General features: G+C 44.0%; 23 protein-coding genes. 18 read left to right on the top strand and 5 right to left on the bottom strand.

Annotated features, from left to right (window positions below; genetic code table 11):
- Positions 1-82: 82 nt before the first annotated feature.
- Positions 83-1,669, top strand: a complete 1,587-nt coding sequence (gene mbcS, locus JOC95_RS11905) for an acyl-CoA synthetase MbcS (RefSeq protein ID WP_204416367.1) — start codon at positions 83-85, stop codon at positions 1,667-1,669.
- A 127-nt stretch (positions 1,670-1,796) separates the two neighbouring features.
- Complete coding sequence (locus JOC95_RS11900) at positions 1,797-3,386, top strand: amidohydrolase (RefSeq protein WP_204416365.1); 1,590 nt, start codon at positions 1,797-1,799, stop codon at positions 3,384-3,386.
- 48 nt (positions 3,387-3,434) lie between these two features.
- Here JOC95_RS11900 and JOC95_RS11895 read toward each other — a convergent pair whose 3' ends face one another.
- Positions 3,435-4,235: an NAD kinase gene (locus JOC95_RS11895; RefSeq protein WP_204416363.1), complete on the bottom strand. Its 801-nt coding sequence runs from the start codon at positions 4,233-4,235 to the stop codon at positions 3,435-3,437.
- A gap of 180 nt (positions 4,236-4,415) precedes the next feature.
- On the opposite strand from JOC95_RS11895, the gene sppA reads away from it, so the two are divergent.
- From sppA to JOC95_RS11855, 8 genes are all read left to right on the top strand, one after another.
- Positions 4,416-5,420: a signal peptide peptidase SppA gene (gene sppA, locus JOC95_RS11890; protein ID WP_204416361.1), complete on the top strand. Its 1,005-nt coding sequence runs from the start codon at positions 4,416-4,418 to the stop codon at positions 5,418-5,420.
- A 12-nt stretch (positions 5,421-5,432) separates the two neighbouring features.
- The gene (locus tag JOC95_RS11885; RefSeq protein ID WP_239582854.1) at positions 5,433-6,014 is read left to right on the top strand and encodes an RDD family protein; all 582 of its coding nucleotides are present in this window, start codon (positions 5,433-5,435) and stop codon (positions 6,012-6,014) included.
- Positions 6,004-6,795, top strand: a complete 792-nt coding sequence (locus JOC95_RS11880; RefSeq protein WP_239582853.1) for a DUF2953 domain-containing protein — start codon at positions 6,004-6,006, stop codon at positions 6,793-6,795. Before JOC95_RS11885 ends, JOC95_RS11880 begins: the two co-directional genes overlap by 11 nt.
- A gap of 20 nt (positions 6,796-6,815) precedes the next feature.
- Complete coding sequence (ytfJ, locus tag JOC95_RS11875; protein WP_204416359.1) at positions 6,816-7,295, top strand: GerW family sporulation protein; 480 nt, start codon at positions 6,816-6,818, stop codon at positions 7,293-7,295.
- 165 nt (positions 7,296-7,460) lie between these two features.
- Positions 7,461-7,961: a thiol peroxidase gene (gene tpx / locus JOC95_RS11870; RefSeq protein ID WP_204416357.1), complete on the top strand. Its 501-nt coding sequence runs from the start codon at positions 7,461-7,463 to the stop codon at positions 7,959-7,961.
- A gap of 155 nt (positions 7,962-8,116) precedes the next feature.
- Positions 8,117-9,112 (top strand): class I SAM-dependent methyltransferase, encoded by a 996-nt coding sequence (locus JOC95_RS11865; protein ID WP_204416355.1) that lies wholly within the window; start codon positions 8,117-8,119, stop codon positions 9,110-9,112.
- 198 nt (positions 9,113-9,310) lie between these two features.
- Positions 9,311-10,498 carry an acetate kinase gene (locus JOC95_RS11860; protein WP_204416353.1) on the top strand — a complete coding sequence of 396 codons (1,188 nt, stop codon included), beginning with the start codon at positions 9,311-9,313 and terminating at the stop codon, positions 10,496-10,498.
- Positions 10,499-10,611: 113 nt separating this feature from the next.
- On the top strand, positions 10,612-11,442 hold the full coding sequence (locus JOC95_RS11855) for an EcsC family protein (RefSeq protein WP_204416351.1): 831 nt from the start codon (positions 10,612-10,614) through the stop codon (positions 11,440-11,442).
- Positions 11,443-11,491: 49 nt separating this feature from the next.
- Here the strand turns inward: JOC95_RS11855 and JOC95_RS11850 are convergent, their stop codons facing one another.
- Both JOC95_RS11850 and JOC95_RS11845 read right to left on the bottom strand, forming a co-directional pair.
- A complete protein-coding gene (locus JOC95_RS11850) occupies positions 11,492-11,806 on the bottom strand; it encodes a hypothetical protein (RefSeq protein WP_204416349.1) in 315 nt (104 codons plus the stop codon).
- Positions 11,807-11,895: 89 nt separating this feature from the next.
- Positions 11,896-12,333 carry a universal stress protein gene (locus JOC95_RS11845; RefSeq protein WP_204416347.1) on the bottom strand — a complete coding sequence of 146 codons (438 nt, stop codon included), beginning with the start codon at positions 12,331-12,333 and terminating at the stop codon, positions 11,896-11,898.
- A gap of 97 nt (positions 12,334-12,430) precedes the next feature.
- On the opposite strand from JOC95_RS11845, the gene JOC95_RS11840 reads away from it, so the two are divergent.
- Positions 12,431-12,607: a hypothetical protein gene (locus JOC95_RS11840; RefSeq protein WP_204416519.1), complete on the top strand. Its 177-nt coding sequence runs from the start codon at positions 12,431-12,433 to the stop codon at positions 12,605-12,607.
- A gap of 23 nt (positions 12,608-12,630) precedes the next feature.
- Here the strand turns inward: JOC95_RS11840 and JOC95_RS11835 are convergent, their stop codons facing one another.
- On the bottom strand, positions 12,631-13,944 hold the full coding sequence (locus JOC95_RS11835) for a purine-cytosine permease family protein (protein ID WP_204416344.1): 1,314 nt from the start codon (positions 13,942-13,944) through the stop codon (positions 12,631-12,633).
- A 131-nt stretch (positions 13,945-14,075) separates the two neighbouring features.
- Between JOC95_RS11835 and JOC95_RS11830 the strand changes: the two genes are divergently transcribed.
- The 6 genes from JOC95_RS11830 to JOC95_RS11805 all read left to right on the top strand — a co-directional run bounded on the left by JOC95_RS11830 (position 14,076) and on the right by JOC95_RS11805 (position 20,249).
- Positions 14,076-14,837, top strand: coding sequence for an SDR family oxidoreductase (locus tag JOC95_RS11830; RefSeq protein WP_204416342.1), 762 nt, complete (start codon positions 14,076-14,078; stop codon positions 14,835-14,837).
- A 164-nt stretch (positions 14,838-15,001) separates the two neighbouring features.
- A complete protein-coding gene (gene ald, locus JOC95_RS11825; protein ID WP_204416340.1) occupies positions 15,002-16,123 on the top strand; it encodes an alanine dehydrogenase in 1,122 nt (373 codons plus the stop codon).
- Between the two features lie 69 nt (positions 16,124-16,192).
- Entirely contained in the window at positions 16,193-16,513 is a 321-nt protein-coding gene (locus tag JOC95_RS11820; protein ID WP_204416337.1) for an MGMT family protein, read from the top strand.
- 102 nt (positions 16,514-16,615) lie between these two features.
- The gene (locus tag JOC95_RS11815) at positions 16,616-17,593 is read left to right on the top strand and encodes a BMP family lipoprotein (protein ID WP_204416335.1); all 978 of its coding nucleotides are present in this window, start codon (positions 16,616-16,618) and stop codon (positions 17,591-17,593) included.
- Positions 17,594-17,603: 10 nt separating this feature from the next.
- Positions 17,604-19,253: a methyl-accepting chemotaxis protein gene (locus JOC95_RS11810; RefSeq protein ID WP_204416333.1), complete on the top strand. Its 1,650-nt coding sequence runs from the start codon at positions 17,604-17,606 to the stop codon at positions 19,251-19,253.
- A gap of 348 nt (positions 19,254-19,601) precedes the next feature.
- On the top strand, positions 19,602-20,249 hold the full coding sequence (locus tag JOC95_RS11805; RefSeq protein ID WP_239582851.1) for a 2OG-Fe(II) oxygenase: 648 nt from the start codon (positions 19,602-19,604) through the stop codon (positions 20,247-20,249).
- 46 nt (positions 20,250-20,295) lie between these two features.
- Here the strand turns inward: JOC95_RS11805 and JOC95_RS11800 are convergent, their stop codons facing one another.
- Entirely contained in the window at positions 20,296-21,399 is a 1,104-nt protein-coding gene (locus JOC95_RS11800) for a M24 family metallopeptidase (RefSeq protein ID WP_204416329.1), read from the bottom strand.
- A gap of 154 nt (positions 21,400-21,553) precedes the next feature.
- Between JOC95_RS11800 and JOC95_RS11795 the strand changes: the two genes are divergently transcribed.
- Positions 21,554-22,237 (top strand): metal-dependent hydrolase, encoded by a 684-nt coding sequence (locus JOC95_RS11795; protein WP_204416327.1) that lies wholly within the window; start codon positions 21,554-21,556, stop codon positions 22,235-22,237.
- Positions 22,238-22,249 lie beyond the last annotated feature (12 nt).

The following is a 22,249-nucleotide window of genomic DNA, read 5'->3' as shown; positions in this document are numbered from 1 at the left end:
TAAAATTCCAACAAAATAATTCAAATTATTTAAAAAATTTTGTAATATAGAGATAGTACTAATACAAAGGGGATGACTTCATATGTTGAGAGAGGAACTATTGGCACCAGAAAAGTACAACCTTGTTCAGGAAGTGGAGAAGTACGCGCAAGAGGGAGAAAAGCTTGCACTGATCTGGGAAAGCGAGCAAGGGGAAAAAGATCAGGTTACATATCAGGAATTAATGAAAGCTGCAAATAAAATTGGAAACGCTTTATTGGCCCAGGGACTGCAAAAAGGGGATGTTGTCCTTGTGATGATGCCGAGGCTGATAGAATCCTATCAAATCTACCTTGGCGCACTGAAAGCTGGCCTCGTTGTGATTCCGTGCTCTGAAATGCTAAGGGAAAAGGACTTGTCCTATCGTATTGAACATGGCGATGTGAAGGGTATCATTACGTACCATCCTTATGTGGAGCAGGCTAATAAACTGGATGAAGTCGGAAGCTTGGTCCGTTTCAGTGTCGGCGGATTCAACGATGCAGGCTGGAAGGATCTCCAAGATGAGATGATGAAGCAATCCGATACCATGCCTTTCGCTGAAACATCCAAAGACGACATGGCATTCCTTTCATATACTTCAGGCACTACAGGGAACCCGAAAGGTGTTGTCCATACACATGGCTGGGCCTATGCGCACCTTCGCACAACATCCAAGCATTGGCTGGGAATCGAAGAGAATGACGTGGTTTGGGCAACGGCGAGCCCAGGCTGGCAAAAATGGATCTGGAGCCCATTCCTTTCTACTCTTGGTTCAGGAGCCACAGGCTTTGTATATCACGGTAAATTCGATCCGAACAATTATTTAAAGCTTCTAGAAAAGTACGAAGTGAATGTCCTATGTTGCACACCGACGGAGTACCGGATCATGGCGAAGGTGGATAACCTGGATGCTTATTCGCTTCCTCATCTGCATAGTGCCGTTTCTGCAGGCGAACCGCTTAACAGAGAGGTCATCGATACATTCAGAAGACATTTTGAGATTGACGTACGGGATGGCTACGGACAAACGGAGAATACCCTATTAATTGGAGTACTGAAGGGAATGGAAATCAAATCCGGCTCCATGGGGAAACCGACTCCAGGAAACAGAGTCACCATCATCAATGAAAATGCCGATGAATGTGAAGTTGGGGAAGTGGGGGATATTGCGGTGCATATCGAGACACCTGCACTATTCAAGCACTACTATAAAGACCCTGAACGAACTTCCAGACAGTTCAGAGGTGACTACTACATCACTGGCGATCGGGCGAAAAAGGATGAAGAGGGCTACTTCTGGTTTGAAGGGCGCAGTGATGATATCATCATCAGCTCAGGTTACACGATTGGGCCATTTGAGGTGGAGGATGCACTTGTGAAACATCCATTTGTACGCGAATGCGCGGTGGTTGCAAGCCCCGATGAAATCAGGGGAAGCGTGGTCAAGGCCTTTGTCGTTCTGCAGGATGGAGCAGAAAAAGAGGAAGCTAAATTGACCAAGCTTTTGCAGGAGCATGTCAAAGAGCTTACTGCACCATATAAGTATCCTCGAAAAATCGAGTATGTGGCGGAATTGCCGAAAACTACATCCGGCAAAATCAGGAGAATTGAATTAAGACAAAAGGAAATGTCTTCACAGGCAAATTGAATAAGGTTGGCGGGTGATGCATTCACCCGCCTTTGTTCTGCATGCAGTTTTTTGTACAGGTCCTAAAACAAATGATAATCTGAAAGTATTACTTAAACAATTTACATAAGAAATGGGGCAATGACGTATGGGAGAAATATGGTTTGGGGGCAGGATCTATACTTTGCAAGAAGAAGGGCAAACGGTGGAAGCCGTCTATACAACTGATGGGCTGATAAAGGAATTGGGAATGGAAAAGGAGCTGTTTGAGAAATATCCTCAGGCTGAGAAGAAGGATCTTAAAGGTGCTGTGATGTATCCTGGATTTACAGATAGCCATATGCATCTGATCGGACACGGGGAAAAACTGCTCCGCCTGGATTTATCCGATTTGACATCCGCTCAGGAAATGAAAAAGGCATTGCTTGAAAAAGTGTCTGAAACCGCTGATGGGGAATGGATTTTTGGAGAAGGATGGAATGAAAACAACTTTATCGATCGAAAAATCTTTCATCGAAAAGAACTGGATGAAATCACCTCCAGACATCCGATGATCCTATCGAGGGTATGCCGCCATGCTGTATTGGTGAATACAAAAGCATTGGAGCTCGCAGGAATCACAAAGGATACCGAAAATCCCCCAGGTGGTGTCATCGTGAAGGATGAGCATGGTGAGCCAACGGGATACTTGCTTGATCAAGCTCAGGAGCTGGTCAAAGCGGTCATTCCGAAAGCTACTGAAGAATACCTGTATACTGCACTCAAAAAGTCTATTCAGGATTGCTTGAGGCTTGGGCTTGTGGGAAGCCATAGCGAGGACCTGAGCTATTACGGCAGCTTCCACAAAACGTACGGCGCATTTGTAGATTTGATTGAACGGGACAAATGCAAGTACCGCGCACATCTTCTTGTGCATCATGAGGTTGTGGATGATATGCACGAAGCAGGCCACCACTATAAAGATTCCACAGGGTTTGTCACGCTTGGTGCCATGAAGATATTTGCAGATGGTGCGCTTGGAGGCAGGACGGCACTTTTAAGCAGGCCTTATAATGATGCACCGGAAACATCGGGGGTGGAGATCCATTCGAAGGAACAGCTCGAGTCGCTGATCAAAAAAGCGAGGGATTACGGGATGGCTGTTGCCGTGCATACCATCGGAGATCTGGCTTTTGAATATATCTTGGATGTAATCGAGCTTTATCCTGCACCAATCGGTGAAAGGGACCGTCTCATCCATGCACAGATTTTAACAGAGAGTTTGATCGAGCGAGCTAAAAAGCTCCCGATCATACTGGATATCCAGCCTAGGTTTGTCGCAACGGATTTTCCTTGGATTATTGAACGGCTCGGGGAAGAGCGATTGAAGTACAGCTATGCTTGGAAAACACTGCTTGATGAAGGATTGATCTGTGCAGGTGGATCCGATGCCCCGATTGAACCCGTAGATCCTTTGCTCGGTATTCATGCCGCCGTCACGAGGCAGATTCCATCTGATCCGGAACAAACGGTGTACCAGCCAGAGCAGCGCCTGTCGATGTATGAAGCGGTTGGGCTGTTCACAAAAGGAAGTGCACAGGCCATTGGAGAAGAAGATAAGCAAGGTCTGATCAAGGAAGGGTATTTTGCCGATTTCACAATACTTGATAAAGACCTGTTCAGGATTTCATCTGATGAAATCCTGGAGACCAAGGTAAGTATGACTGTCGTGGACGGAACTGTCATGTATCAAGATTAACCTTCAATGAAACACCCCACTCCAGATAGTTGGAGTGGGGTGTTTTTCTTATAGGAATGTGCGTTTCACTTTTTCCCAGAAAGAGTTGTCTTTCAGTTTTACCGTTTTGATTTTCTGGTCGGTCAATTGGATATCAAGCTTTTCAACATGACGGATACTCAGGGCTTCGTTGTCGATGCCGATTGTCGGATAGTCATTGCCGTCCTGTACGACTTTTAGAGTGAGCTTCCTTGAGCCAGCCATGATGAATGGAGAGCCAAGTGTGCGATAGCTGTTATTATTGATGGAAGCGAGCTCGCTTACCTGGAAGCACGGCAGCATCGGGTCCACGACCGCTCCATGTACAGATTTATTGTATGCGGTACTTCCAGTCGGTGTGGATACAATCATGCCATCTCCACGGAAGGTTTCGAAATGAAGATCGTCTATGTATACATCGATTGCAAAGGTCTTGATGATGGCTGATCGAATCGAGCATTCATTCATGCAATAAAACTTCGAGAGGCCATCCACCGTCACTTGGATAGTAGGGTACTTTCTTACTTCAATCTGCTCATTTGTCATAGCCTCCACCATTTTATCGGTTTCATCTATATGAAAATCGCAATAGAAGCTGGACGTATATTCCGTTGAAATCCCTGCGTACAGGCAATCTTCCTTGAATCCTGTTTTTTGGACAGCCTGCAGGAACGTCCCATCCCCTCCGACAGCAACAATGATGTTTGCTTTACGGTAATCCTTCACCACTTCAAAGTTATTGGCTTCTGCCAATAGCTGCAAGTTGTTCACCTTTGCTTCAAGATCCTGCTCTTTTTTATAAAAGAAATACATCTTACGGCGCTCTGTCATCTTTTTTCCTCCTCATATTAATAAATTTTGGTAGAAAATCAAAAGATAACCAAAGATCATTATCCTTTTTGTCTAGTTTTTAGTACAATTCTATATTGTGATTAGTTTATCATTTTCATGAAACTTTTTGAAAGAATTTAACGTAGTAGTACTGTACACATACTATAGGAGGTTTTTAGCATGAGCGGAAAACGGTGGGCGGCATTAGGCATAGCCTCATTGCTATTTTTGGTATCGATTGTGACGAACATGACTGCAAGCGCAACGCAAAGCAGCGAGTCACTGTCAGATATTTTTGGAACAGAAACGGGATTTGTCGAAAAAGTGGTCGAAGAAGGCAACCCGGATCGAAAGCTTCTTGTATTGGAAGTGAATGGTGCAATTCAAGACCTTGGGGAAGATGTAACCTCCATTTTCCAATCGGCAGGATATAATCATCGCCAATTTTTAAGGATGCTCGATCAGGCAAAGGAAGATGACTCTGTAGAGGGAATCGTACTTCGCGTGAATACGCCTGGTGGCGGGGTATCGGAAAGTGCGGAAATACATAAGAGACTGATTGAAATCAAAGAAGATACGAAGAAACCGATTTATGTGTCGATGGGGGCGATGGCAGCATCTGGCGGTTATTATATCGCTGCTCCGGCAGATAAGATTTTTGCCACCAATGAAACGATCACAGGCTCCATCGGGGTCATCATGCAAGGTGTGAACTATAAAGAATTGGCAGAAAAATATGGCGTGAAATTTGAGACGTTCAAAAGCGGTCCATACAAAGATATCATGTCCCCTACCAAGGATATGACGGAGGAAGAGCGCCAAATCCTGCAAACGATGGTCGACAATATGTACAACCGCTTTGTCAATGTCATCGTCGAGGGCCGGGGGATGAGTGAGGCGGAGGTGCGCAATATTGCCGATGGACGCATCTATGACGGCCAACAGGCAAAAGGAATCAATCTTGTAGATGAAATCGGTTATTTCGAGGATGTCGTGGACGCAATGAAAAAGGATCATAAGCTTGGAAATGTGCAAGTCATCCAATACGAAGAGAACCTCGGATTCGGTTCCCTGTTCAGTATGAATGCCGGTTCCCTGCTTAAACCGGATTCTGAAATGCAGATGCTTGCAAAGCTCATCAACCAGCCTAACTCTCCAAGACTGATGTACTTGTATGCGGACTAGGAGGGTTGAAGAATGAGAGATGAATCCAATAGAACAGAGCCGGAAATGAATAAAGTAGATGATCAAAGAATGGAGCAGGTTGAAAAGGTGCAGGTAGATCACGTCGAGGAGGAGTTGGTACACGATTCCTATCCGAGTGCCGTCTTTACCTCTCCGCCGGAAAAGCCTGTATATCGGTTTGCAGGATTCTGGATGAGGCTGTGGGCATTCCTGTTGGACGGAATCATCATTTGGAGCATCGGTTCCATATTAATAGTTCCGTTATTCCGCGGACTTGGACTTTCCACCGTGCAGAACTCGATGTTTTCGCCGGCAACCATTGCGACGACCATCGTCTTTTATGCCTACTTTATCCTGATGACCAAATACTTTAAGCAGACCCTTGGTAAAATGGTATTTGGTCTGAGAGTAGTCGATCTTGCCGAGGAAAGGCTATCCTGGAAGACTGTATTGTTCCGTGAAGGGATCGGACGTTATATTGCAGGCGTTTTTGCACCTATCACCTTTATAGTCTATCTTGTTGCCGCTTTTACAAAAAAGAAGCAGGGAGTGCACGACCTGTTTGCTGATACTGGCGTAGTTCATGAAAATTGAGGATAAACCTGCAGGCTTGAAGCTTGCAGGTTTATTTTTTTTGCCCAGGGAGATAATGATTGTTGACGGAAAGGGCGTGAGTATATTGATTTGGATTGGTATTTTAGCTGGAATCGTCCTTCTACTATTTTTATTGATATTTTTCACTAAAATCACGGTCCATTTTTATTATCATCACCAGCAGGATGACGACGAAATGATAATCCGCCTAAGCGCCTGGTTTGGGCTTATCCGCTATACGATAGATGTTCCCCTGATTAAGGTGGACAAGGAAACGGCCTCGATCGAGGTGAAGGAAGAGACTCATATGGGCACGGGCGGGAAGACGAAGGAAAAGGATAAAAAGTACTCCCCCGAGGAAATATTCAATAGCTTCCGGAACACCTATGAAATGGTGAGGCATGTCGTGGGCATGCATAAAATAGTGAGAAGGTTTTTAGCGAAAATTGAAATCAAGGAATTGGAGTGGCACAGCAATATCGGTCTTGGGGATGCTGCACATACCGGAATGGTTGTTGGAGCAGGGTGGACGCTAAAAGGTGGGATAGTCGGTTTTATGAGCCACTATACCAGATTGCAGGCACAGCCGGTCCTCACCATCACCCCCTATTTTCAAATGATGGTTTCCCAAACGCTGATCAAGTGTATGATTCGTTTTCAAATCGGGTATGCTATTCTAGCAGGAATAAGAACCGTTAAATATTGGAAGGGTGGAAGGCCAAAGTTCAAGACGCGCCCTTTATCCATGTTGTCTAAAGAAGATAGGAAAGAATCTATGTAGTTGCAAAAAGGAGGATTTATATGTCTGAACATCCAATTAAAAGTCTGATGACGACCGCTATGGAAAACTTGAAGGATATGATAGATGTAAATACAATCATCGGTGATCCCGTAGAGACACCAGATGGAAGCGTCATCCTGACAGTATCAAAGGTAGGCTTCGGTTTCGCGGCTGGTGGTAGTGAATTTCATGGAAGTTCTTCTGCCGGTCAGGAAAAACATGATGGCGGCAATGGACAGCAACATCAATCAAAGTTACCTTTTGGTGGAGGTAGCGGTGGAGGGGTTTCCATCACGCCAATCGCATTCTTGATTGTCAGTTCTTCAGGTGTGAAAATGCTTCATCTTGATGAAAGCACACATCTCTATGAACGCATACTTGATTTGGCTCCGCAAGCTGTGGAAAAAGTGCAGCAGATGATGAAGAACAATAAAAAGGACCAAAACCAGCATTCCAATCACAGTTCCTATTCAGACCATAAACAGGACCTGGATTTTTAAGAAGTTAGCTGCTCAGCAGTTGACTTCTTTTTAATTGGAGAATATCAATCTATTCGTAAAGAGTAAAAAACAAAATCCTGGCTTTCTTAAGGGTGTTTAATTGCAAAACACCCCCAACACGGCTATTATTAACATTGTACATAACTTATAAGGAGTGAACATTTCATGGCAAACGTTACATTCAAAGGGAACAAAATGACTTTAGTTGGAAGCGAAGTTAAAGTTGGAGATAAGGCACCTAATTTTTCGGTACTTGCAAACGACCTTTCCCCAGTGACACTTGAAGATTCAAAAGGATTCAAACGTTTAATCAGCGTAGTACCTTCAATCGACACAGGTGTATGTGATGCACAGACACGCCGTTTCAATGAAGAAGCTTCTAAATTGGATAACGTAAAAGTAATCACTGTCAGCATGGATCTTCCTTTCGCTCAAAAGCGTTGGTGTGCGGCCAGCGGCCTTGAAAACGTACAAGTTGTTTCCGATCACCGTGATGCATCATTTGGTGAAGCGTATGGCGTGTTAATGCAAGAACTTCGTTTATTGGCTCGTTCCACTTTCGTAGTGGATTCAAATGATACTGTAACGTATGTGGAATATGTAGGTGAAGGAACAGACCACCCAGATTATGATGCAGCCATCGAAGCTTTAAAAGCTGCTGAGTAATGACCCGTCTGAATTAGCATCGATAGGAGCAGACTGTAGAACATGCAGTCTGCTTTATTTTTGTTTACCGTTGATGACCACGCCGCTTGCACTTTCAGGTCGGCGCTAGTTAAAATAAGTATACTCATTAAGGAAAAAAGAATAGGAGTGTCAGAATGTCCATTACGAAATTGGAAAACACATTTAGTTTATTTGATTCAACCGCTCAGATTTTGCAGGAGGAGTTGGGATGCACGTACTTGGAGGCCCTGGCTGAAACGGCGGAAAACATGTTTCACGGTGACGTGATCCAGGAGGAAGTATCAGAAGTGACGAAGCGCCGTCTCACAAAAGAGTACGAGAAGTTGAAGCTGCAATCGTTAAATAAAGAGGAAATACGCAAGGGCTTCCAGCTTGCCATTCTAAAAGGCATGAAGGACGCGGCGCAGGTTCATCATCAGATGACTCCTGATGCCATAGCCATATTCATGGGCTATCTCGTAGGTAAATTCACTTCCCAACAGCAGCAGTTGACATTGCTTGACCCTGCAGTCGGAACAGGGAATCTGCTGACAGCTGTACTTAACCATCTGCAAGGGAAGAAGCTTGAGGGCTTCGGGATTGATGTAGACGATCTTCTAGTGAAACTTGCTTATAACAGTGCGAATCTTCAGGAACAGTCCATCAATCTTTTCAATCAGGACAGCCTTGGAAACTTATATCTCGAGCCAGTGGACGTCGTGGTCAGTGACTTGCCGGTAGGATACTATCCCAACGCTGTGAATGCTGCCAACTATCAGCTCAAGGCGTCGGAGGGCCATTCCTATGCGCATTATCTATTCATTGAACAGAGCTTAAAATATACAAAATCAGGTGGATACCTTTTCTTCCTTATCCCGAACTCGATGTTTGAGGACGAGGATGCCCCAAGACTGAATGCCGTAATCAAGGAAGAAGCTTATATCCAAGGTATGCTCCAGCTGCCAGAATCAATGTTCCAGAACAAAAAGCATGCAAAAAGCATCCTGATCCTCCAGAAAAAAGGCATCGGGGTGGAAAAGCCAAAAGAAGCCCTTCTTGCAAGCCTGCCGAGCTTTTCCGACGTCCAGGCAATGGAGCGGATGATGGGACAGATCAATCAGTGGTTTACAGAGAAAAACACCTTAAAATAAAGGTGTCTCTATTCAGAAAATAACGAATATATAAGGTAAGCGTTACCATTAAGGGAAGGCTCTTGCAATTGAATTATGACGGTGTTTAAATGAAAAAGGTATATATAATGAACGTGCATTGCACATGCTAGGATTAGTATGGTCACCCCATTTTTCAAAAGTAGGTGTGACAATATAAAAGGAGTTGTACGTAACGTCATGTCAAAAATTATTGCGATAAATGCAGGTAGTTCTTCTCTTAAGTTCCAACTTTTCGAAATGCCGAGTGAGAATGTTATTACAAAAGGGCTAGTGGAGCGTATCGGATTGAATGATGCAGTATTCACTATTTCTGTGAACGGTGAGAAAGTAACAGAAATCACAGACATTCCTGAACATGGGGTAGCGGTTAAAATATTGTTAAGTAAACTGATTGATTTGGGTATCATCCAAAGCTTTGACGAAATAACGGGGATTGGCCACCGCGTCGTGCATGGTGGGGAGAAATTCAATGATTCCGTCCTGATCACAGAGGAAGTGCTGGGTCAGCTTGAACAGCTTTCAGAATTGGCACCACTTCATAATCCTGCAAACATCGTCGGGATCAAGGCTTTCAAGGAAATCCTTCCAAATGTCCCGGCTGTTGCTGTTTTTGATACGGCTTTCCATCAGACAATGCCTGAAAAATCTTTCTTGTACAGCTTACCTTACGAGTATTATGAAGATTACGGAGTACGTAAATATGGTTTCCACGGAACTTCCCATAAGTATGTATCAGAGCGTGCAGCGGAGCTTCTAGGCAGACCTGTTGAACAGCTTCGTTTAATTTCTTGCCATCTTGGAAACGGTGCGAGTATCGCTGCAATCGAGGGCGGTAAATCCATCGATACTTCCATGGGCTTCACCCCATTGGCTGGTGTTGCGATGGGAACTCGTTCCGGTAATATCGATCCTGCCTTAATTCCATATATCATGGAAAAGACGGGGAAAACGGCTGACGAAGTTTTGGATGTATTGAATAAACGCAGTGGTATCTTAGGGGTATCAGGTTTCTCAAGTGATTTGCGCGATATCGAGTCTTCCGCACAAGAAGGAAATGAGCGTGCCGAGCTTGCACTTGAAGTGTTTGCGAGCCGTATCCACAAATATATCGGTTCTTATGCAGCAAGAATGTACGGGGTGGATGCCATCATCTTCACAGCTGGTATCGGGGAAAACAGTGATGTAATCCGTGCGCGAGTACTTCAGGGCCTTGAATTCATGGGCGTCTACTGGGATCCTGCGCTTAACAAGGTGCGTGGTAAGGAAGCATTCATCAACTACCCACATTCACCAGTAAAAGTAATGGTCATCCCGACAAATGAAGAAGTAATGATTGCAAGGGATGTTGTAAAAATAGCGCTATAAAACGTTAGCCTGATTCTGGACAAATCTGTCGAATCAGGCTTTTTTTTATAGCCTACTTCTATGCTATAATGAAACTAATCATACTAATCAGAATAGAGAGTGAGGGGAAGGCAGTGACAGTCAGATCCAGTGAAGAACAATGGAAGCAAAAAATAACCGATTGGGAGCATACCCTTTATTCCCATGAACCTTCTAACTTCAGTACCACAGTGGATTATTGGTTGGACCTGGCCTTTGAATACTTGCCGGCGGAAACCAAGGATATGTTCTTTTCTCAAATCGACACCTGGCTATTCCACTTACACGGCTTTATTCGGCAATCTTCCTTTCAACAGCAGGCCGAAGAACGGATTCTTAAGATGGCCCAAAGCTATAAAGAGGATGTAGAGACGATCGAAGACATCCAGAAACTTACACTAAGCCAAAAAGCTTTTATTGCAGAACAGCAGATTGCAAAGCAAAAGCTGTACTCCGTTATCCAGGGAGGGATGACCGGAACAGGCAAGCTGTCTACACTTGCGGTGGATATACCGGCTTTCGCAGCCTTGAATATCCGCACAACCCAGCTGATTGCGTTGTCCTATGGATATCGGGCAAGCACACCTCATGAGATGGTAAAAGCCTTGCAGTTGTTCTACTGTGCCACCATTCCGAAAAAATATCAATTTGACAGATGGCAGTCACTGACAAAAGACCTTGGCGAGGATGAGGATCTATACTTTGACACGCTTTCGGAAAAGGACCATCCGACAATCTGGCTTCAGCAGCCATTGTTTCACCTTGTAAAACTGTTGTTTGTCATAGTGCTTGGCCGAAGAAAAGTGAATGGCATCCCCATTGTCGGAATGGTGACGGCTGCGGGTACCAATTATTATTGGACAAAGGAAGTCTCCCGATTTGCCCATCATTATTATGTAATGCGCCATCTTTCAGCGAAAAAATAATTCGAAAAAGGACCGGTGCTCAAACTTTTGTTTGAGCACCGGTCCTTTTTTATGCGTGAAGGCGATCTTGTGACACATGCTGGTTCATGCGATACCAGAGCCAAAGATCATTGATCACGCTTGCGAGTTCAGCGATTTCAGAATTCAATTGGCAGGAGCGTTCAAAATTAGATTCGTTGTTCAGCATCTCTTGCTTTACATTGATTTCATTTTCCAATTCCTTGATTCTGTCCGGGATCTTTCCCCTGATCTTTTCCCATTGCAACAGTATTTCCTGTTGGGTTTCCTTGCTGTAACGGTCCCAATCCATCTCCAATACAGGCAGGGGGATGCCTAGGCGCTTATTTTGTGTAAAAGAAAACATGACGGCAACATCCTTTTTCTCCTCGTTTTCTTTATTGTATAACAAGGGGGTTCCATAATCTATGAAAAGGGGATATCAGCTTCCCTCTTTTAATGCCGTACTACCAGTACATCGCAATTTGCATGGCGAACAATCTTTTCCGAGACACTCCCACGGATCAGCCTTTCACCTAGATTCATGTCCGAGGAACCACAAACAAGTAGATCTATTTGATGATCTTCTGCAATTTCATTTGGAAGCGCCTGTTTTGGCGAGCCGAATTCCATGATGGTTTTGACAGTGTGGATTCCAGTTCCTTTTGCCGCCTCCCCATACTCATGCAATAGCTCTCTGGCATGTGTTTCAGCCTCATCGGTCATCGTCACATCATAGGCCTCCATGGTTGCAATGGACCTGATATCAATGACATGTGCAATGAAGAGTGCTGCATTATTTTGTAAACAGAGGTGAATAGCCTTATTGAATGCCGATTTTCCCTCTTTTGAACCGTCAATTGCTACGAGTATATTTCGATATGATCCATCCATATAGATCAGCTCCATTCCTTTTATACTATTTTTTACCACATTTAAAACAATCGTAAACGAGGAAAGCTATCATGGTAAAAAGAGATGAGAAAGGTGGATGAAAACTATGAAAGAAAAAGATCCTAAAGAGATATTCTCCTATGACGATGAAGCGGTAAATCAAGTGCACAATCAAATTACTGATGCCTATTCAAGTGGTGTGGTAGGGGAGCAATACAGCCAGAATGCTTATCAGCCGACTGAAGAAGAACAGAACAAGCAAGAAGGTCAATAAATAAACAATAAAGGTGTCGGCAACTATGCCGGCACCTTTTTGAATGTTTTCTTTAATGATATATATAAGAAACCTGTAAAAACAAATGATAGAAATCCTGGTGAGAAAGGTTCAGGCAGCAGGAAATAGAGAAGGATACCTGCAGCAATACAATAAAACGCGGCTTTATTATAGGTGGTCAGAGTAGACTCCCCGTCGATTTTTAATTTTTTGATGAAAAGGAAATCTGTCACAATCACAGCGGATAAGGGAATGACAAATGCGCCGATCAGTGAGATATAGTCTTTTGCCTGTTCGACGAGTGCAGGTGTAAGGGAAAGCATGATTCCTGCCACCCCGAATATGAGCGAACTCTTTATCCTCCCCAATTTCGGAAGCGAATTAAGCAGGCTGAAGCCTCCAGTATAGGCGTTGCTAAGATTAATGGAAATCATCGACACTATGGCTGCCCCAAGGATGATGGAGCCAGATAAGGCAGAACTCGTCATACTGCTTGTTGCAATAAAGGGATTCAATGAGCCGCTCATGCTGGCAGTGAATGCCCCGAAAAAAGCAGTAAGGATAAATCCGGAAACATTACCCGCAAATAGTCCCCAGAATCCCTGTTTTGGAGTGATGGCATATCTGGTCATATCCGAAGAAGCAGATACACCTGAAACGTACTGCACAAAAGCAAGGCTTGCGAAGAATATCATCATTGACATATCCCATGTCCCTTCACTGGCATACAGGATAGGTTTGTCACTAAGCCCTTTTACAAGCAAAATGAACATTAGAACCTGTCCTGTCAGCAATAATGGCATAAAGTATTTCGTCGCCTTCTTTACCGCCTCGAACCCGACAAGGGCCAGGAGCGTCATGATGGATGCAAGTACCATGGCAATGACAGCAAAGGGGATGGAAAACTTAAGAAACCGTTCCAACAGGAATTGCACCACCAACGCGCCTCCGATGGTTTGTACCGAAAACCAGTAAAGCGATGTGATGGTCCTTAATGGGGAGGAAATAAATCGTGCCCCTTTTATGCCGATAATCGATCTGATTGCAAATTGCGAGGGTATTCCTCGTTCTGCCCCAGGCAATGATAGGAAGGAAACAAAAAGAAAGGCTAGTGCAGCTCCGATAATTGTGGACAAGAATGCAGCTGTAAAGCTCAAGCCGCCTTCGATGACAGCCAATGCTGGGACGAGAAAGTTTCCTGCGTTAACGGAAAAGGCTATTTGAATGATCATATACTCATACCATTTTGTTTTTCTAAGTTCGAGGGGCACTGCTTCCAGCCCGAATTTCTCTATTTTTGTGTTACGGAGAGGTACAGTGCTATCTAAATTTGCCATGACGATGTTCCCTTCTTCACGCTTAGTTGGAGTTAGTTTCATTTTATCGCAAGTTGGCAGCTTAAATGTTGTAAATTTTAATAATCTGCATGAAAATAGAGAGAGACTTCAGTTTAAGGGGGAATCCTGTTTTGCGTCATGCTCTGATAACAGCTGGTTCCAAAGGGCTAGGAAAGAAAGTATCTGAAATGCTTCTTGAAAAAGGCTGTTCGGTTTCAATAAATTTCCGCAGTGATATGGATGCGGTAGAAAAATTAAAAAAGGATTGGGGTCATTATGGTGAGGATCGTCTGCATTTCTTCCAAGGTGATGTGACGAAGAAAAATGACATGGAACGGTTCGTAACAGAAGCGGTCAATAAGTTCGGCCGCATCGATTATTTGATCAATAATGCTGGACCATATATTTTTGAACGGAAAAAACTCGCAGATTACACAGAAGATGAATGGTACGAGATGCTAGAAGGAAACTTGAGCTCCGTATTCCATCTATTTCGCCATGCCATTCCGATTATGAGGCAGCAGAAATTTGGCAGGATTGTCACTTACGGTTTTCAAGGGGCCGAGTCCTCTCCAGGCTGGATCTACCGTTCGGCATTTGCTGCTTCAAAAGTGGGATTGGTCTCCCTCACAAAAACCATCAGCATTGAAGAGGCGGAAAATGGCATAACCGCTAATATGATATGCCCGGGTGATATTGTAGGGGAAATGAAAGAGGCGGATATCGCATATTCACGAGGCATTGCAGATGTACAAACCCCAGTGGGACGGTCTGGAACCGGAGAAGATATTGCAAGGGCCATTATGTTCTTATGTGATGAGAATTCAGATATGATCACAGGAACCGTATTGGAAGTCACAGGTGGGGTGGATGTCATCAACAGGTACCGATAGAGTGGCTCCCATAGCACGTTATATTTATCTGAATTGCGTGTCAATATTGATAATTCCGAGTTTATTAAAGCGCTTACATTGTTTTTAGAAAATGGTTTTACATTTCCTTTTTTAATGTTATATTAATTACGTCTTTGTGATTATATGAAGGAGGTATTTGATCCATGCGTATTGGAGTACCTAGAGAAATAAAGAACAATGAAAACCGTGTAGCCATGACCCCGGCAGGTGTTGTGAACCTTGTGGGCTTTGGACACGAAGTATACATAGAAAAAGAAGCGGGTATGGGCTCAGGCTTTATGGATGAGCAGTACGTGCAGGCTGGGGCTAAAATAGTCGAGACAGCTGAAGAAGCATGGTCCATGGATATGGTCATGAAAGTAAAAGAGCCTCTTCCTTCCGAATACGGATATTTCCGTGAAGGATTGATTCTTTTCACCTATCTACATCTTGCTCCAGAACCGGAATTGACAAAAGCGCTCATCGACAATAAAGTGGTCGGGATCGCTTATGAAACAGTCCAGCTTCCAAACGGTTCCCTGCCACTATTGACGCCGATGAGTGAGGTTGCCGGACGCATGGCGACTCAAATCGGGGCACAGTTCCTCGAAAAGATCAAAGGTGGCAAAGGAATCCTTCTTGGAGGAGTTCCAGGTGTCCGCCGCGGTAAAGTAACCATCATCGGTGGCGGGGTAGCAGGAACGAATGCTGCAAAAATGGCGATTGGACTCGGAGCGGATGTCACAATCCTTGATTTGAATCCTGACCGTCTGCGTCAATTGGACGACATCTTCGGGAAAGACATCCAGACATTGATGAGCAATCCTTTGAACTTGGAAATAGCAGTGAAGGAATCCGATCTTGTCATCGGTGCCGTTCTTATTCCAGGAGCTAAAGCACCAAAGCTTGTATCAGAGGAAATGATCCAATCCATGGGTGCAGGATCTGTCGTTGTCGATATCGCCATCGACCAAGGCGGGATCTTTGAGACGACGGATCGCATCACAACGCATGATGACCCAACTTATGTTAAGCACGATGTAGTGCATTATGCAGTTGCGAACATGCCAGGTGCAGTTCCACGTACATCCACTATTGCATTGACGAATGTAACAGTTCCTTATGCGGTGCAAATTGCCAATAAAGGCTACAAGCAGGCATGCTTGGACAACGAAGCGCTTTTGAAGGGCATCAATACCCTGAATGGTTTTGTTACCTATGCGGCTGTTGCCGATTCACATGGGTTGGCATACGAGAGTGCAAGCACGTTGTTATCAAAAGCTTGATATAGAAGACCGGGCAAGGTGGGACACCCAACTTGCCCGGTCTTATTTTATATAGTAAGGATGGCTGATATGAATCTATTTACAGAGCGGGCAATAATGATCATGAAGCAGATTCCTGCCGGCAAGGTGATGAGCTACGGGCAGATTGCGGCATTAGCGGGAAGTCCGAGGGGCGCGCGGCAGGTTGTCCGGATTCTTCACTCCATGAGCAGGAAATATGATATTCCTTGGCATCGTGTCATTAATGCAAAGGGTGAGATCGGATTCAAGGATGAGCAGCAGTTGACTGAACAGAAAAGCAGATTGGAAAAGGAACACATCATGGTCGATGAAAATAATAGAATCGATCTGAAGAAATACCGTTACATGCCAGAAGAACTATTTTCCTAAAATAGTCAGAAGAGTTGCAATAATTTATTATTACAAATGATATTAATCTCCTTCATTTAGTGGCCGATATTAGTTAGGTACACTAGTTGAAGGGGTTTTTTTATGAAGAATAACCGGTTTTTGATCTTATTTATTACTATATTACTATTATTAGCGGGCTGCTCCGAGCAGAGAATTTCTGTTGATATGAAGGATAAGGTGAGTGTCGGTATCATGCTGTCGGATGTAGGCTTAGGCGATCAATCCTTCAGTGATGCAGCATTTACCGGACTTGTCCGTTCGAGGGATGAATTGGGAATCGTCTTTTCCTATAAAGAGCTTTCAGAAACAGGGACCTATGAAAAAGGACTGCTGGAATTGTTGAAAGAAGATCATGACTTGATTGTTGGTTTAGGGTTCATGGTCCAGGAAGATCTGGAAAAGGTCGCATCTGACTATCCAAAACAGAACTTTATATTAGTTGATTCCGTATCCGAGCTTCCAAATATCACATCCATCACGTTCAAGGAAAATGAAGGAAGCTTTCTGGCTGGTGTTTTGGCTGCCCAAACTACCTCCTCCAAGAAATTGGGATTTGTAGGGGGAGCTGATGTACCATTGATTCGGAAATTCCTTACCGGATTCGAGCAAGGGGCGAAAGCGATCGACCCTAGCATCGAAGTGGTATCCCATTTTGCCAATGATTTCGGCAATAGTGAATTAGGCTCACAGCTTGCAAAGAAGTTAATGGATGAAGAGATAGACGTTCTATATGCCGCAGCCGGCTTAACAGGTGTAGGTGTCCTCCAAGAGGCACAAGCCCGAGGCAAGCTTGCTATAGGTGTCGACAGCGATCAGTTCTTTTTCGCTGAAAAGGCCGTCATATCCTCCATGATGAAGAACGTGGACATCGCTTTGTACAATGTCATAGATGAATATGTAAAAAGCTCGAAGATACCTTCCGGAAACATTGAATTAGGTTTAATGGAAGGCGGAGTCGGCCTTGCCCCGATCAGGGTCATCCCTTACTCCACCATCGATCAGGAAGAACTGGATGAATGGAAAGAAAATATCATGGACGGAACGACTACCGTAAAGTGAGGAGAAAAGAATGACGATCAAAAGAAAAATAATACTCAATTCCACTGCGGTTCTTATCGTTGCGCTCCTTATGGTTGCCACCATCATTTATCAGATGATTTCCACGCAGTCAAATAACCGCGATATTGTAGAAGTCCTTGTAAACGTCCAAAAGCTGGAATCAAGTACGCTGACTTTGAAACAAAGCTTGAATAATGCATCAATTTTAAACAATGACGCAAGTAAGCACGAGGTCAAGGTAGCGAGGGATCACACACTTTCCTGGTTCAAGAAGCTGGAAGAAACATTATTCGATAAAGAGAGCAAGGGATACTTGGAAGAAGCTTCCATGAAGCTGGAGCTGTTGAACAATTCGACTGTTTCAGCATTGAATGCCAATGATAAAGCAGAGCTTAAACGCCAATCTGTCCGAATAGATGGTATTTCCAATGATATTTATATGCTCAATATGTACGTAACGGAATATTACGATCAAATGCAGAGCAATTTGGAAAAGCAGGATAAGTCCATTGTCGTGTCGGCCATTATCGGAGCTGTAATACTCATCATCATTTCCATCGCTTCTTCCTTAAGGATGACATATTCCATTACCCGTCCGTTGGATCGTATGGCCAAGCAGGCAAGGGAAATTGCTGATGGAAATCTTCAGGTGGAACCGTTTGTCTATAATAAAAATGATGAGCTTGGTCAATTGAATCTTTCATTCCAGCAAATGACCGAACAGCTGCATCATTTGATAAAAGAAGTGCAAATGGCAAGTGATCAAGTGAATGGCTTCGCCTCTTTGGTGGAAGCAGAAAATGAAACCTTAAGTGAAATTACAAAGCAGATCGCAGTATCTACTGATGAACTTTCTACAGGAGCACAGTCCATTTCGAGCGAACTACAGGACTCAGTACATATGATTTCAGATATGGATGAGCATTTCTCCTCCAATGTTGTCATAACAAATGAGAGCAAGGAGCTTGCCCAAAAGGCAATGGGTGCTGTGAATACCGGTCTGAAAACGCTCCAGTCACAAGAAAGAAATGTTGAAGAAACCCAGCTTGCGACCCAATCCATTGAAAGGGCAACAAAACAGTTTCAATCTTATGCCGAAAAAATTGAAGATGTTGCCGCAGCAGTTTCATCCATTTCAGAGCATACCAACCTGTTGGCATTAAACGCTGCAATCGAGGCTGCAAGGGCAGGAGAAGCAGGAAAGGGCTTTGCCGTTGTAGCTACAGAAGTGAGAAAGCTTGCAGATGAATCCAAAAACTTGATGACAGAAGTGTTCTCGGTAATAGGAGAATTGAAACTGGGACTTGAGGAAGTAGTGGTCTCGGTTGGGCATGGTGTCACAATGGCCATGGAGCAAAAAGAGACGATGTCATTCACTTCCAAGTCTTTTCACGAGATACAGGAAAGCATGGAAAGGATGGATGCCCAAATCTCCAATCTCGTCCATGGAGTCTCCAAGTCAAAGGAACTTGGTGAACACGTCCTTTCCAATGTCGACAATATCAGCGCAGTGGTAGAAGAGACCGCAGCCGGAAGCGAAGAAATCAGCGCAGCCACAACAGAACAAGTCCACGCATTCACCAAACTTAGCGAAAAGGTACTTGAACTGAAAGCACTCACAGTTAGCTTGCAGCAATCAATTTCAAGGTTCAAAGTTTAATCCTTATCAAAAAAGCACACCTAATCGGAGTGCTTTTTTGATATAAAAATAAAATGATAGATATTAGACAAATCAAGGTGTAAAATTATTAAAAATAACTTATTATGCTTTGATAGAAAATTTATGCTTTCAAGTATACTAGCAGTTGATTGGAGCAATAGGCGAAGACTCCTGCGGGAGGAAGCGGTAGGCTGGAGACCCCACAGGGCAAAGCCCGAGGAGGCTCCAGCATCGCCCCGCGGAAAGCGCAGCCTAGTGCGGAAATCAACTGCGGTCTTTAAAGAAGACGTAAAATCTTTTTTAAAGAAAAAAATCAGAATATTAAATCTGCTAAAGAGGTCGATGAATTTGACGCAAGAAACAACGTTTAAAGAACAAACCATTTTTCATCACACGGGAAATAAAATAATCACAGAAGATAGAGAAATCAACATCATTGCTAGATTGGCAGAACCGCTGATAGTAGTCCTCGGCAACGTCTTAAGCCATGAAGAATGTGACGAGCTGATTTCACTGTCAAAAGATAGGATGCAACGTTCAAAAATAGGTAACACGCGAGAAGTTGATGATCTCAGAACAAGCAGCAGTATGTTTTTTCAAGAAGGTGAAAATGACATTATCACCAGGATTGAAAAAAGAACCTCACAGATTATGAACATTCCTGTTGACCATGGAGAAGGCCTGCAGATCCTTAACTATAAAATCGGTCAGGAATATAAAGCACATTTCGATTTCTTCTCCTCAGCCAATAGACCGGTTAACAACCCGAGGGTCAGCACGCTGGTCATGTACTTGAATGATGTCGACGAAGGCGGGGAAACATATTTTCCTAAACTGGATTTTTCAGTGGCCCCACAAAAGGGGATGGCGGTTTATTTCGAATATTTCTATGATAATCAACACTTGAACGAGCTGACCTTGCATGGTGGTTCCCCAGTTATAAATGGGGAGAAGTGGGCAGCGACACAGTGGATGAGAAGGAAAAGATATAAATAGATATATAAAGGCCAGAGTTAAAATAAATTAACTCTGGCCTTTAAGTTTATGCTTTAATAATCTGCAGGTCTTTCGGATAGCTTGTCAAAATCTCGATGCCTCTTTCGGTCACCAGGATGTCATCCTCGATTCTTACGCCACCAACTGACGGCTTGTAGATGCCAGGCTCGACCGTGAAGGCCATCCCCTTTTGAAGCTTCATTGTATTCGTTGCATTCATGGATGGATATTCGTGTACTTCAATACCAAGGCCATGACCGATACGATGCGTGAAATACTCGCCATATCCCTTTTCTGTGATGATGGAGCGGGCAGTACGGTCGATCAATCCAATCTCAACACCAGGCTTGCAAATCTCGAGTGCCGAGGTTTGAGCTTTCAGGACTGTTTCGTAAATATCCTGCTGCTTTTCACCTACATCCCCGAAAGCGACCGTTCTGGTGATATCCGAACAATATCCGTTCAGCACAACACCAAGGTCGAACAGTACGAGGTCGCCATGCTGTATGGTCTCGAGGCCGGGTTTACCGTGTGGTGATGCTGTCTTTTCCCCGGCAAGTGCCATCGTGGAGAAGGACATCTGGCTGATTCCCTTTTTCTTTAATTCATATTCAATGATGGCCACAAGCTCCTGCTCTGTGCGCCCTTTTTTGATATTATGTACGCCCACTTCCACTCCGAAATCAGCAAGCTTTGCCGCTTCACGCAAGATGGAAACTTCCTCTTCGTCCTTGGTTAAGCGCAGCTCAAACATTTTCACTTCGGCAGAGGTAAATGAGGCCTGTGGGAAGATTTCCTGAAGCTTATGGAAACGCGCAACAGACATATGCTCCTGTTCGATTGCCAGTTTTTCGATTGTAATATTGCGCTTTTCCACATTTCCCTTCACTTTTTCCCATGGATCGTCGGTATCGTCATATCCAATGATTCCGTATGTCCAGCCACTTTTCTTCACCTGTTCCCGCTCCATATTCGGACAGACGATTGCAGGCTCTCCGTCAGGAAAAACGAGAAGCCCAAGCAGACGCTCATGTGGATCTGTGTAGAATCCTGTGAGGTAAAAGACGTTTGGTGTCGATGTTAAAAAGCACGCAGAAAGATTTTCCTCTTTTACCCATTTAACGAGATGTTCCAGTCGTTGTTCTTTCATTATCTATCACTCCTCCTAAATCGTTCCACCTATAAAGTATGTGTGTTTTACATTTAGATTAGCAGGGAATCATACATCTGTAAAATTAAAAAGAGGATTTCTCCCTTTTGAAAGAGAAGCTATGGTAGAAATCGATCGATTGGAGAGGATAGTTATGAAAATATCATTTCATGGTCACTCAGTGGTGAAAGTGGAAACCGACGGGAAAACAATACTGTTTGACCCATTCATTACAGGAAACGGCAGTACAGATCTAAAGGTGGAGGATGTAAAAGTCGACGTTATCCTCCTTACGCATGGACACAATGACCATGTAGGGGATACTGTTGACCTTGCGCTGAAAAATGATGCCCGTGTGATTGCACCTTTTGAGCTTGCGGAATACTTGGAATGGCAGGGCTTGAGAACACACGGAATGAGTATCGGCGGATCCCATACCTTTGATTTTGGTACGGTGAAGCTGACTCAGGCTTTCCATAGTTCAAGCTATACGGATTATGAAACAAAAACAATCATCTATACAGGAATGCCAAGCGGAATCCTTCTCACTGTAGAGGATAAAACAATTTATCATGCAGGCGATACAGGTCTTTTCTCAGACATGAAAATGATAGGGGAACTAAACGATATTCAGATAGCCTTCCTGCCGATAGGGGACAATTATACAATGGGTCCAGAAGATGCATTAATGGCTGCAAAGTGGCTGGATGCCAAGCGGGTGGTTCCGATCCATTACAACACATTCCCGGTAATCGAACAGAATCCGGACGAATTTGTTGCAAGGCTGCCGATGGAGACAGGGCTTGTGATGAAGGTTGGGGACACGATCGAAATGTAATATGAAGAGAAG

Source organism: Sutcliffiella tianshenii (assembly GCF_016908565.1).
Lineage (GTDB): Bacteria > Bacillota > Bacilli > Bacillales > Bacillaceae_I > Sutcliffiella_A > Sutcliffiella_A tianshenii.
Note: the sequence above shows the minus strand (reverse complement) of the source record. Positions and strands in the feature narration are given on the sequence as shown.